Raw genomic sequence first — 13396 nt, forward strand, 5'->3', positions numbered from 1 at the left:
CTGCCTCCCCCTCCCCCTGCTCCCCAGGTCCGCCAAAGGTACAGCCTCGCCTAAAAACACATAAATTCCATATTTTAGGATTTTTGCATAAATCCTACTTTACAGGATTTTATCGCAAGACTAGATTAACCCTCATTGCACCCTCCCTCTCTCCAGGAGCCCCTATGAAACTCGCAAGCTTTATTGTCCAAGGCCGTCGCAGCTACGGTGTGATCGAAGGTGATCAAGTCATCGACCTGGAATCGCTCAAACCAACCCTTGGCAGCGATCTCAAACAGGCCATCGGCCACAACCGCCTGAACGAACTGAGCCCTGCGCGCCTGGCAGGCCTGCCGCGTATTCCCTTGGCTGAAGTGACGTTCCTGCCGGTGATCCCGAACCCGGGCAAAGTGCTGTGCATCGGCATCAACTACGCCACCCACGTGCGCGAAACCGGTCGGGAAATGCCGACCTATCCGATGATCTTTATCCGCTTCGCCGACAGCCAGACCGCCCACCTGCAACCCATCGTTCGCCCGACCGCGTCCCACAAGCTTGATTTCGAGGGCGAGCTGGCGGTGGTGATCGGTAAAGCGGCCCGCCACGTCAAACCTGCCGACGCGCTGGACTACGTCGCCGGTTATGCCTGCTACAACGACGGCAGTGTCCGCGACTGGCAGAAGCACACCATTCAGTTCGTCCCCGGCAAGAACTTCCCGAACACTGGCGGTTTCGGCCCCTGGCTGGTGACCGGCGACGAGATCGGCGACCCGCAGGACCTGGAATTGACCACCCGCCTGAATGGCGAAGTGATGCAGCACACCCGCACCAGCGACATGATTTTCGATGTGCGCCAGCTGATCGAGTACTGCTCCACCTTCACCGAACTGGCCCCCGGTGACGTGATTGTCACCGGCACCACCGGCGGCGTCGGAGCGTTCCGCGAGCCGCCGGTGTGGATGAAGCCAGGCGATCAGGTGGAGGTCGAGATTGCTCGAGTCGGCACCCTGCGCAACAGCATCGTGGATGAGCAGTAAACATGGAAAACCTACACACCCCTGACGCCCTGCCCGAGCAGGATGGCGACAGCAAAGGTTCGAGCCTGGAGCGCATGTTGCGGGTACTCGACCTGTTCACCGAACAGAGCCCGATCTGGGCGGTGGACGACATGGGCGGCGCCCTGGGTTTTACCCGTTCGACGATCTACCGCTACGTGCGCGAATTGGCCGAAGCCAACCTGTTATTCCAGGTCGAAGCCGGGCGTTATGCCCTGGGCGCGCGAATCATTACCTGGGACCGCCAACTGCGCCTGAGCGACCCCCTCGTACGCGCCGCGCAATCGCTTGAGCCCAGCTTCCCGCAGTGGAGCGAACAACAGGTGTGGCTGATCTGCCGGCTGTTCAAGGACCAGGTTGTGTGCATTCACCAGCACGGGGACCTGTTCAGTGAGGTCAGCTACTCCCGTGGCTCACCCAGGCCCTTGTTCCTGGGAGCGACGTCCAAGGCGATCCTCGCCAACATGACCTCGCGCCAACACAGCCAACTGTTTCTCGACCACCCCGATGAAGTGCGCGCCAGTCAACTTGGCCAGACCTGGGAAGCGTTTCGTCGCTCGTTGCAGCAACTGCGTCGCCAAGGCTATGTGGCCAGCGCAGGTGAAGTCGACGCGGGCGTCTATGGCCTGGCCGCGCCGATCTTCGACGGCGATGGCAAGGTCGTCGGCAGCATCAGTTGCGTGCGCCCGGTCCGAGAACGCGACAGCGCCCAGGAAGAGGCACAAGGGCAACAGATCCTTGCCCTGGCGCAGGAACTGTCGCAACGCATGGCTGCGCTCGCCAACCGCGCCAAGCCACTGGGCTGAGCCATCCGGAAGGGAATAACAATGACAACCCTCAAACGCATCAACACCCAGGTCCTGGTCATCGGTGCCGGCCCTACCGGGCTGACCCTGGCCAACCTGCTCGGCCAAGCCGATGTGGACACCCTGATCATCGATCGCAAGCCGGGCACCGTGACCGAACCGCGGGCGGTTTCAATCGACGACGAGTCCTTGCGCACCATGCAGGCCATCGGGCTCGATGCCGCTGTGCTGCGTGATGTCGTGCCCGGCTACGGCGTGCATTACTTCACCCGGCCCGGCGGTCGCTGCTTCGGCAAGGTCGAGCCGACCGGCAAGCTGTATGGCTTCCCCAAGCGCAACGCGTTTCGCCAACCGCTGTTTGAAAACACCCTCAGGCGAGGCCTCGAACGTTTTGCCAGCCTGACGGCTCGGTTCAGCCACGAGCTGGTGGAGTTCACCCAGGACCAACACGGCGTATGCGCTCTGGTGCGTGACGCCGAAGGGCAACTGATGGAAGTCCACGCAGCTTACCTGGTGGCCTGCGACGGTGGCCGTAGCCCGGTGCGCAAGCAACTCGGGATCGAAATGGTCGGTTCGAGCTTCTCCTCGCGCTGGCTGGTGGTCGATACCGACCAGGACGACGACCCCTTCTGGCAGACCCGCGTGTATTGCGACGCCAGGCGTCCGGTGGTGGAAGTGCCCGGCCCTCACCGTACGCGCCGATTCGAGTTCCTGCTCAAGCCCGGAGAAACGGACGAACAGGTGCTCGACGAAACCTGCCTGCAAGCATTGCTGCGCCCCTTCAAGGGTGACGCGCCGGTTTCCATCGTGCGCAAGACGGTCTACACCTTCCATGCCCGGGTCGCCGAGCGGTGGCAGGTGCAGCGGGTGTTTCTCGCCGGCGACGCCGCTCACCTGACCCCGCCCTATGCCGGGCAAGGCATGAACAGCGGCGTTCGCGATGCCCACAACCTGGGCTGGAAGCTGGTCGGCGTGCTGAAGGGGAAAATGGCGGAAAGCGCCCTGCTGTCCTACGAAAGCGAGCGTCGTGATCATGCATGGGCATTGATCAAGTTGGCCTTGAACCTCGGCGTGGTCATGGCTCCGGCCACCGTCCTGCGTGCTCGTCTGATCAGTGGCGCATTCGCCTTGGTCGGCCTGTTGCCGCCGTTGCGCGATTACTTCCTGCAAATGCGCTTCAAGCCCAAACCCCGCTTCACCCGGGGCCTGGTGCTGACCGAAGGGCAAGCAGGCACGTTGTCCTGCGGACAGATGTTCCCGCAACCGATGCTCACCGACGCCCACGGCCAAGAACGCCTGCTCGATGACACCATCGGCGCCGGCTTCGCCTTGATTCAATACGGCGACCCGACCCGCCAGCGTATCGATGAACTCAAGCATGGCCTCTGGAGCCACCTTGAAGCCAGACGCATCCTGATCCTGCCCGCGTCCGTCCAGGCCATGCCGTCGATCCCCGGCTGCACGGTGCTCCAGGACCGTGAAGGCCAGCTCAAAACGCTGCTGGGCGATTCACACCCGTTCCTGCTGCTGCGCCCGGATCGCTATATCGCCGCGATTTTCGACAAGGCTACCGAAACCCGGGCCGCCGAATCGTTGCAGTCGCTGTTCGGCATCGCCGCGGCCCACAGCAGCGCAATCGAGCCGAGCATCGCGCCCGTCTTTCATTAAACCTTCAAGCACAGAGGTGGTTATGCAAACACTCCAGACTTCCACACCTGCACGCCTGTGCTACCTGCACCTGGCGAGCAAGGACGCGCAACGGCAAATCGATTTCTATCGACGGATGCTGGACATGGACAGCCAGGCGCAAGCCGATGGCAGCTGGATGCTCAGCGGCCCGCAACGCGCCATGCTCGTGTCTCCCGCCGACCACAGTGGCCTGCTCGCGGCGGCGTTCGACCTGGGCAGTCAGCCTCGCCTGCAAGCACTGCGGGTTCGCCTGCTCGGCAATGGCTGTTTCATCGAAGAGCTCGACTCGCCATTGCTCGAAACGGGGGCTTTCCTGATCCGTGATCCCCAGGGCCGGCAAACGATATTTGGCGTCGCTCACCCCGCTCTCCAGAACTCGGGCCAGGGCATGCCCGGCCGCTTGCAACATGTGGTGTTCCAGACCACGGAGCTGGAAGCCATGATCGATTTCTACGTCAACACGGTGGGCTTCACGGTTTCGGACAACGTCGTGGACGAGCAGACCGGCCAACTCATGACGTGCTTCCTGCGCTCGGACGACGAGCACCACACCTTGGCGTTTTTCCGCGGTTCGAAAAACGAGTGGGACCACCACTGTTACGAAACCAACGAATGGAATGACATACGCGACTGGGGTGATCGCTTCGCCAAGGAACGCATCACCATTTTCTTCGGGCCCGGCCGACATGGGCCGGGCAACAACCTGTTTTTCATGGTGGTCGATGCCGATCGCAATCGCCTGGAGTTCTCGGCTGAGCTGGAAGTCACCGATGCCAGCCGCCAGCCCGGTGTCTGGGCACAAGAGGAATACACACTCAATTCCTGGGGCCGCGCCTGGATCAGGAGCTGAGCAGTTTCCCTCATCGGCGTTTGCACCCTTAATTTCTAAACGAGGCGATCACCTGCCTCCAAAGGTAAAAGACCATGACGACTCAACCGCTCGCGCCCTACGCCATCAACGGCGACCAATACATCAACGGCACCTGGCGTGCAGGGCGCTCCGCACGCCGCCTGGACGACCGCAACCCCTTCAACGGCGAACAGTTGCTGGAGATGCCCCTGGCCTCGATTGCCGATCTCGACGACGCCTATCAGGCGGCGCAAAAGGCGCAGGCACCGTGGGCACAACTGCACCCCACCCAGCGCGGCGCACAACTTGAAAAGCTCGCCAAGGTCATCCAGAACCGCCGCGAAGAAATCATCGACTGGCTGATCCACGAATCCGGCAGCACCCGGATCAAGGCGAGCATGGAATGGCAGTTCACGCTGAACCTGGTGCGCGAATGCACGACGATGCCGATGCAGGTCGAAGGTCGGATCCTGACCAGCTACAAGCCCGGCGAACAGAGCTTTGTCTTCCGTGAACCCTTGGGTGTGGTGGGTGTGATCAGTCCATGGAATTTCCCGCTGTACCTGAGCATGCGCTCGGTGGTGCCGGCACTCGCCCTGGGCAACACGATCGTGCTCAAGCCCGCCAGCGACACAGCGGTGACCGGCGGCCTGCTGATTGCCCACCTGTTCGAAGAGGCCGGCTTCCCCGAGGGCTCGCTCAACGTGGTGGTCGGCGCGGGCTCGGAAATCGGCGATGCCTTTGTCGAGCACCCGGTGCCGAGCCTGATTTCCTTCACCGGTTCGACGGATGTGGGACGCAATGTCGGCCGTATTGCCACCGGTGGCAAACACATCAAGCGCGTGGCCCTGGAACTGGGCGGTAACGCGCCGCTGGTGGTGCTGGATGACGCCGACATTGACGTTGCGGCGCACGCGGCGGTGGTCGGGCGTTTCCTGCACCAGGGCCAGATCTGCATGAGCGTCAACCGAGTAATCGTCGACCGCTCGCTGTATGCCGATTTCGCGTCGCTGGTGGTGGAGCGCGTGCGCAACCTCAAGACGGGTGATCCGACCAAGGCAGACACGGTGATCGGGCCAGTGGTCAATCAGAGCCAGCTCGATGGCCTGTTGCGCAAGCTCGACGGCGCCCGGAGTGCCGGCCTCAAGCAACTGTGCGGCGGCCCGGCATCCGGGCTGGTGCTGCCTGCCCATGTGTTCGGTGAAGTGGGAGCCGATCAGGAACTGGCCCGCGATGAAACGTTCGGCCCCCTGCTGCCGCTGCTGGTCGCAGAAAACCAAACCCATGCATTGGCGTTGGCCAACGCCAGCGAGTATGGCCTGTCCAGTGCCGTGTTCACCCGGGACATGGCCCGTGGCTTGAACTTCGCCCGTGGCATTGTGGCGGGCATGACCCATATCAACGACATCACCGTCGATGACCAACCCAATGCCCCGTTCGGTGGTGAAAAGAATTCCGGCCTCGGGCGCTTCAACGGTCACTATGCCCTGGATGAGTTTACCCGTGCCCATTGGGTGACCTGGCAGCCGGGAGGCCATCACTACCCGTTCTGAATCTGTGGCACCCTTGATCAGACCCGGATCGGGCAAATCGACCCCTTTGCCCGATCCGTCAGAAAACAATAATAAACAGAGGCGAAAAATGAACCATTTAGCCTGCGTGTCCACCGATCAGGTTGTTCGCTCCGACCGCCTGATGAAATGGAAAGAGTTCATGAGCGATCACCTGGGGCGAACGCCGGACTATATAAAACGGCTGGAATCGACGTTCATCGACCCATTGCATGACAGCAACTTCCAGGGCCGGCTGGAGTACGGGGACCTGGGCCAGTTGCGTTTCTGTCGAATGACCGCCAGCGCCCATCGATATTCGCGCCACCTGAGCAAAGCGGTCGACGCCCTCGACACCCCGCGCATGTTGATCATGCAGGTGGCCGGCGTCAGTCATTTCGAGCAAGGCCAGCAAAGCAGCGTGCTGGCCCCTGACGAAATGCTCCTGGTCGACTGCGGCAAACCGTTCAACGTAACCAGCACGCAAGGCTGCGAACATTTCATCCTGCTGTTCCAGGGGGCGTCCGGGCAGTTCGCGCAAACCGCCGACATGCACCTTAATGGTCGCAATGGACTGGGGCGGATGCTCATACACCTGATCAGCGATGCCTATAACCAATATCCCTTGCTGAACAACCATTCGGCCGGGCTGATCGGTGACAGCATCACCGGGCTGCTGGATAACGCGCTGAAGAACAAGCAGGAAGAAAAGCAGCTCGAACACGACTTCCGCTTCTTCAAGCAGAACCGCCTCAAGGCGTACATCGAGCGCCACCTGGCCGACCGCGACCTGACCATCGAACGCATCGCCAACGCCGAACAGTGCTCGGTACGCAGCCTGCACCGCGCCTTCCAGGATGAACTGGGGTGCAGTGTCAGCGAATACATCTGGCAACGGCGCCTGTCACGTTGTGCCGAGGACCTGCGCAACCGGGAACACGCCCACCGCTCGCTCACCGAGATCGCCTACGCCTGGGGCTATGGCAGCAGTTCCCACTTCAGCCGGCATTTCAAATCGACGTTCGGCATGTCGCCCCGGCTATTTCGTGACACCGCGAGCGACAGCCGGGAAAAATCGACGGCCGCTTGAGCCTGTTTCCAATTCATATGGGTTCACGATATCCCCTGTAGGAGCTGAGCTTGCTCACTGCCACAGGGCGGCTCGGGGGGCATGGATTCGGTGTTCACCACAAATCTCCTGTGGGAGCTGAGCTTGCTCGCGATGGCGGTGGGTCAGTTGGCAGGGATGGTGAATGTGCTGACGCTATCGCGAGCAAGCTCGGCTCCCACAAGGGGGCTTGGCTCTCACAGGACACTCCTCTCACAGGTACTCCTCCCACAGCGCTTCTTAATTCCAACCGCCGCCCATCACCTTGTACAACGTCACGCGGTTGCTCTGCTCGGTCAGGCGCAGGGTGATCAGGTCCTGTTGCGCGCTGTACAGGGAACGCTGGGCGTCGAGGGCGTCGAGATAGCTCTGGGAACCGCCACGGTACAAAGCGTCGGAGAGCTCGAAGCTCTTGCGGCTGGCGTCGGTCAACGCCTGTTGGGCCTCGATACGGCGATCCAGCGTGCTGCGCTCCGCCAGGGCATCGGCCACTTCCTTGAAGGCGCTCTGCAGTGTTTGCTGGTAGGTCTGCACCTGGATCTCGCGCTCGGTCTTCGCCGAGTCCAGCGTCGCGCGGTTACTGCCGGCATCGAAGATCGGCAGGCTGATGCTCGGGGCAAACGTCCAGGCGCCACTGCCGGACTTGAACAGGCCGGACAGGGCCGAGCTTGAGGAACCGGCATTGGCCGTCAGGCTGATACTGGGAAAGAACGCCGCACGGGCGGCACCGATGTCGATATTGGCCGACTTGAGCGTGTGCTCGGCGGCCAGCACATCGGGGCGTCGTTGCAACAGGCTGGACGGCAGCTCTGCCGGCACCTGCACCAGCGCCGCGGCTGATTCCAGGTACGCACCCGGCAACAACTCTTCGGGAATGTCGCTGCCCACCAGCAGCCGCAGGGCGTTGCGATCCTGCAGGATCTGGCTTTCATACGCCGCTGCGTCGACCCGTGCCGACTCCACGGTGGTTTGCGCCTGGGCCACGGACAGACCGGAGGAGCCACCCAGGGCGTGGCTGCGTTGGGTCAGTTCGTAGGTCACCTGCTGGCTGCGCAAGGTCTCCTGGGCCAGGTGCAAGCGCTCGTTATCGGCCGCCAGAGTCAGCCAGGCCGTCGCCACTTCGGCCACCAGGCTGATCTGCGTGCTGCGGCGGGTTTCGGTCAGGGACAGATACTCCTCCAGGGCTTCGTCCTGAAGGTTCTGCACCCGTCCGAACAGATCCACTTCATAACTGCTCAAACCCAGTTGCGCACTGTAGTCATGGGTGGTGGCCGCCGAGCCCGTGCTGGACAACGTTCCGGGCGTGCGACTGTGAGTGCCACTGACACTGGCATCGATCGAAGGCAATGACTCGGCGCGCTGGATGCGGTATTGCGCCTGGGCCTTTTCAACGTTCAGGACCGCCAGGCGCAGGTCGCGGTTGTTGCTCAGTGCCAGGGACTGCAAGCGCGCCAGGCGGCTGTCGGTGAAAAAGTGCTGCCACTCGATGTCGGCACTCACTTTGCCCTCGGGCGTACCGGCAGCCGGCAGCCATTGCTCGGGGACTGGCGCCTCAGGGCGTTCATACTGCGGCGCCAGATTCAGGCAGCCACCGAGCAGCGTGAAGATGGCCAGCAATGGCCAGCGGAACTTGATCATGCATCACCTGACTGGGCGGATGGAACAGAGGTCGAAGCCGTGGAAACGCGGGCGAAACGCCGGCGAATCTGCACGAAAAACAAAGGAACGAAGAAGATCCCCAACACCGTGGCGGACAACATGCCGCCCAGCACACCGGTACCAATGGCCTGACGTCCGGCGGAACCGGCGCCGCTACTCAGGGCCAGGGGCAATACACCGAACATGAAGGCCAGGGACGTCATGAGAATCGGCCGCAGGCGTTGGCGCACAGCGATCAGCGTCGCCTCGCACAAGCTGTTGCCCTGCTCTTGCAGGTGCTTGGCGAACTCGACGATCAGAATCGCGTTCTTGGCGGCCAACCCCACGGTGGTCAATAACCCGACCTGAAAGTAGACATCGTTACTCAAGCCACTGACACGGGTAGCCAGCACCGCGCCCACCACCCCCAGCGGCACCACCAGCATCACCGAGAAAGGCACCGACCAACTCTCATAGAGCGCAGCGAGGCAGAGGAAAACGAACAGCACCGAAATCCCGTACAGCAACGGCGCCTGCGAACCGGAAAGGCGCAACTGATAGGACTGCCCGGTCCACTCGTAGCCGATGCCCTCCGGCAATTGCTTGATCAGCGCTTCCACCGCATCCATGGCGTCCCCGGAACTGATGCCGGGCGCCGGATCGCCAACCACCTCCATCGAGGCGTTGCCGTTGTAGCGTTCCAGCAACGGCGAGCCGTAGCTCCACGAACTGCTGGCGAACGAGGAAAACGGCACCATCTCATCGTTGCTGTTGCGCACGAACCAGTGCTCCAGGTCAGCCGCCTGCATCCGTGCCGCGGCCTCACCCTGGACGTAGACTTTCTTCACGCGCCCCTGGTTGAGGAAGTCATTGACGTAAGTGCCGCCCAACGCCGTGGACAGCGTGGTGTTGATGTCGCTGGTGCTCAGGCCCAAGGCCCCGGCCTTGCGATCATCGATGTTGACCTTGAGTTGCGGTGCATCGTCCAGGCCATTGCTGCGAACCCCCAGCAAGCGAGGGTCCTGGTTGGCCTGCTCGATGAGTTTTTCCCGCGCCGCCACCAGCGCGTCATGTCCCAGGCCGGCGAGGTCCTTGAGTTGCAGGTCGAAGCCGGATGTCTGCCCCAGGCCGCGCACGGCCGGCGGCTGCATGACGAACACATTGGCATCGCCGATGCTCGACAGTGCCATGGTCGCGCGCTGGGCGAAGGACGCCGCATCCTGCCCCGCCCCCGTGCGTTCGCTCCAGTCCTTGAGTCGAATGAATGCACGGGCGCTGTTCTGGCTGTTGCCGTTCATGCCCAGGCCGGAAATGCTGATCAGTGCTTCGACTTCCGGCTGTTCGAGCAGGTAGCTTTCGAACTGCTTGACCACCGCTTGCGTGCGGCTGTCCGTGGCCCCGACTGGCAACTGCACCTGGGCCATGAGAATGCCCTGGTCTTCGTCAGGCAGGAACGAAGTCGGCAGGCTGAAATAACCGGCGGCCATCGCCAACAGTACCAGCCCATACACCAGCCAGCCGACGCGCCCGCGCTGCAAAATGCCCCCCACCTGGCGTTTATAGGCCTCGGCAGCACGCTCGAACGTGCGGTTGAACCAGCCGAAGAATCCGCGTTGAGGACCATGGCCCTGGCTATCGGACGGCTTGAGCAGGGTCGCGCACAATGCCGGCGTCAGCGTCATGGCGACGAGTACCGAGAGCACCATGGCCGAGACGATGGTGACCGAAAACTGCCGGTAGATAACGCCAGTGGAGCCGCCAAAAAACGCCATGGGAATGAACACCGCACTGAGCACCAGGGCGATGCCGACCAGGGCGCTGGTGATTTCATCCATCGACTGGCGCGTGGCGTCCAGGGCCGACAGCCCCTGCTCGCCCATCACCCGCTCGACGTTTTCCACCACCACAATCGCGTCGTCCACCAACAGGCCGATGGCCAGGACCATGGCGAACATGGTCAGGGTGTTGATCGAATAACCGAACAGCGCCAGCACGCCGAATGTACCCAGCAGCACCACCGGCACCGTGATCGCGGGGATCAACGTGGCCCGCAGGTTCTGCAGGAAAAGGAACATGATCAGCACCACCAGGACAATCGCCTCGCCCAGTGACTTGACCACCTCTTCGATGGACAGGCTGACAAAAGGCGTGGTGTCGTAGGCAATCACGTTCTTGAGTTGCAGCTCCGTCGGATAGAACGCCTCCAGCTCCTTGAGCTTGGCCTTCACCGCCTCGCCCACGTTCAGGGCGTTGGCCCCGGCAGCGAGCTGGACGCCCATGGCGGCAGCGGGTTTGCCGTTGAGGGCAGAACCGACATCGTAGCTTTCACTGCCCAATTCAACCCGCGCCACATCCCCGAGCAGCACCACCGCACCGTCGCTGGTGGACTTGACCACCACGTTGCGAAACTCTTCGACGGTTTGCAGCTTGCTACGGGCGCTGATGGTGGCGTTCAACTGCTGACCTTTCACCGCCGGCATGGCGCCGAGTTGACCGGCAGAAACCTCGGTGTTCTGCGCCTCCAGGGCCGTGCTGACATCCGAAGGCATCAGCGCGTATTTTTCCAGCAGGGCCGGGTCCAGCCAGATGCGCATGGCATAGCCGGAACCCAATGTCTGCACGTCGCCGACGCCGTCGATGCGGCTGATGGAATCGAGCAGGGTGCTGGAAATGTAATCGCCGATCTGCGTGCCGGTGACGCTCGGATTGTCGGAGGCCAGGGCGGCAATCATCAGGAAGTCCGAACCGCCCTTGGTCACGGTCAGGCCCTCGCTCTGCACCGACTGCGGCAGCCTCGACTCGGCCTGTTGCAGCTTGTTCTGCACCTGCATCTGGGCCACGTCCGGGTTGGTACCGGCGGTGAAGGTCAGGCTGATGCTGGCGCTGCCATCCGAGCCGCTGGAGGCCGACATGTAGGTCAGGTTGTCCAGGCCCTTCATTTGCTGTTCGATGACCTGGGTCACCGAGTCTTCGACGGTCTTGGCCGAGGCGCCGGTGTAGGTCGCGGAAATACGCACCGTCGGCGGCGCGATGTCCGGGTACTGTTCCAAGGGCAACTGACTGATGGACAAGGCGCCAGCGAGCATGATGACGATGGCGATGACCCAGGCGAAAATCGGTCGATCGATAAAGAAGCGCGCCATGTTCAACCCTCCTGCGCAATGGCAACAGGCGTTGCTTTCTGCGTACGGCTGCGGGTACCGGCGTTCTGTACCACGACGCTTTCACCGACGCGGACTTTCTGCCCGCCCTCGACAATCACCTGGTCTCCCGCGTTCAACCCCGCCGTGACCCACCACTGGTTATCCACGGCGCGGTCGATGGTCAGCATGCGCTGCTCGACCTTGCCATTGACCACCACCAGGGCCGAAGTCGCACCGCTGGCACTGCGGGTCACCGCCTTCTGCGGAATCAGGATGGCCTGGTCATCCCGCGCCTGCTCCAGCACCGCCCGCACGTACATGCCCGGCAGCAACAGTCGGTCCGGGTTGGCGATTTGCGCCCGCAGGGTCACCGTGCCAGTGCCCTCATTGACGCTGACCCCACTGAACTTCAAACGGCCTTCATGGCCGTAGGTGCTGCCGTCATCGAGCTTGAGACTGATCCGCGCCTCACCTTCGCCATTGCTCCGGAGCACACCGCTGGCCAGGTCGCGCTTGAGACGCAACAGCTCGGTGGTCGATTGGGTGACGTCTACATACATCGGGTCCAACTGCTGCACCGTGGTCAGTGCGCTGTCCTGGTTGGCCACCACCAGCGCGCCAGGCGTGACCGTCGAGGTTTCGATGCGCCCACTGACGGGCGAACCGATGCGGGTATACGCCAGGTTGATGCGCGCGGTGTCGACATCGGCCTGGGCCACTTGCAATTCGGCTTCGGCAGTCAGCAGGCTGGCCTGGGCATCTTCGTTGTCCTGCTGGCTGATGGCATCGATCTTCGCCAACTGTGCGTCACGCTTGGCCGTGGCCTGGGCCGACTTCAACGTGGCGCGGGCCTTGGCCAGGTTCGCCTGGGCTTGCGCCAATGCGGCCTTGTAGGAGGCTGCGTCCAATTGGTACAGCGCCTGCCCGGCCTTGACCTCGGCCCCTTCGACAAACAAGCGCTGCTGGACGATACCGCCGACCTGCGGGCGTATCTCGGCGACCATGAACGCCTGGGTGCGTCCGGCCAGCTCAGTGGTCAGTGCCTGGCTTTGCGGCTGCACGGTGATCACCGACACCTTGGGCGGTTCGGGCGTGGGTGCCGATTCGCCGGAGCAACCGCCCAACAGGAACAAAACGATCAAGCACACCAGGATGGCGGTGGTCACCAGGGATTTGGCGAATAATTTGGTCGACATAAATGCCTCTGCAAGACGGATGGTTCAAGCCAGGCGCCATACTGCGAGGCAAATGTGCAGGAAAATTGAAGATTGCCCGCCGCCCTTGAATCTTCATCGCGCCAGGGCCTAAATGGTCGGGCCATTCATCGAACTGCCCGAGCCCATGAAACTGAGCATCTCCACCAAGCTGTTTATTGCCGTACTGGCCAGCGTGCTGTTCGTCATCCTGAGCATGGGGGTGGCCAACGGCTGGAGCTTCGGCAAAGGCTTTCTGGACTACCTCAACGAACAGGCCCTGGTGCGCATGACGCCGGTACTGCCGCGCCTGGCCAGCGCCTACGAGCGCGAAGGCGACTGGGAATTCCTGCGCAACCAGCCGGATCGCTGGTTCGAGCTCCTG

General features: G+C 62.4%; 9 protein-coding genes and 1 pseudogene. 7 read left to right on the forward strand and 3 right to left on the reverse strand.

Annotation, left to right across the window (positions count from 1 at the left end; translation table 11 throughout):
• Positions 1-164: 164 nt before the first annotated feature.
• The 6 genes from J4E53_RS26620 to J4E53_RS26645 all read left to right on the forward strand — a co-directional run bounded on the left by J4E53_RS26620 (position 165) and on the right by J4E53_RS26645 (position 7019).
• Entirely contained in the window at positions 165-1016 is an 852-nt protein-coding gene (locus J4E53_RS26620) for a fumarylacetoacetate hydrolase family protein (protein ID WP_103310866.1), read from the forward strand.
• Positions 1017-1018: 2 nt separating this feature from the next.
• Positions 1019-1840, forward strand: coding sequence for an IclR family transcriptional regulator (locus J4E53_RS26625; RefSeq protein WP_103310864.1), 822 nt, complete (start codon positions 1019-1021; stop codon positions 1838-1840).
• A 21-nt stretch (positions 1841-1861) separates the two neighbouring features.
• Positions 1862-3508 carry a bifunctional 3-(3-hydroxy-phenyl)propionate/3-hydroxycinnamic acid hydroxylase gene (locus J4E53_RS26630; protein ID WP_103310862.1) on the forward strand — a complete coding sequence of 549 codons (1647 nt, stop codon included), beginning with the start codon at positions 1862-1864 and terminating at the stop codon, positions 3506-3508.
• 22 nt (positions 3509-3530) lie between these two features.
• The gene (locus J4E53_RS26635) at positions 3531-4379 is read left to right on the forward strand and encodes a VOC family protein (RefSeq protein WP_060738141.1); all 849 of its coding nucleotides are present in this window, start codon (positions 3531-3533) and stop codon (positions 4377-4379) included.
• Between the two features lie 74 nt (positions 4380-4453).
• Entirely contained in the window at positions 4454-5932 is a 1479-nt protein-coding gene (locus J4E53_RS26640; protein WP_060738142.1) for an aldehyde dehydrogenase family protein, read from the forward strand.
• An 88-nt stretch (positions 5933-6020) separates the two neighbouring features.
• Positions 6021-7019, forward strand: a complete 999-nt coding sequence (locus tag J4E53_RS26645) for a helix-turn-helix domain-containing protein (protein WP_103310860.1) — start codon at positions 6021-6023, stop codon at positions 7017-7019.
• A 258-nt stretch (positions 7020-7277) separates the two neighbouring features.
• Here the strand turns inward: J4E53_RS26645 and J4E53_RS26650 are convergent, their stop codons facing one another.
• The 3 genes from J4E53_RS26650 to J4E53_RS26660 are packed head-to-tail and all read right to left on the reverse strand — an operon-like array spanning position 7278 to position 13014.
• Entirely contained in the window at positions 7278-8675 is a 1398-nt protein-coding gene (locus J4E53_RS26650; RefSeq protein ID WP_103310858.1) for an efflux transporter outer membrane subunit, read from the reverse strand.
• A complete protein-coding gene (locus tag J4E53_RS26655; protein WP_103310853.1) occupies positions 8672-11818 on the reverse strand; it encodes an efflux RND transporter permease subunit in 3147 nt (1048 codons plus the stop codon). Before J4E53_RS26655 ends, J4E53_RS26650 begins: the two co-directional genes overlap by 4 nt.
• Before the next feature lie 2 nt (positions 11819-11820).
• Positions 11821-13014 carry an efflux RND transporter periplasmic adaptor subunit gene (locus tag J4E53_RS26660; RefSeq protein WP_103310851.1) on the reverse strand — a complete coding sequence of 398 codons (1194 nt, stop codon included), beginning with the start codon at positions 13012-13014 and terminating at the stop codon, positions 11821-11823.
• A 112-nt stretch (positions 13015-13126) separates the two neighbouring features.
• Here J4E53_RS26660 and J4E53_RS26665 point away from each other — a divergent pair.
• Positions 13127-13396, forward strand: a pseudogene (locus J4E53_RS26665) (two-component sensor histidine kinase); the annotation flags it as partial.

The organism is Pseudomonas sp. FW305-28 (assembly GCF_017351395.1).
Lineage (GTDB): Bacteria > Pseudomonadota > Gammaproteobacteria > Pseudomonadales > Pseudomonadaceae > Aquipseudomonas > Aquipseudomonas fluorescens_AA.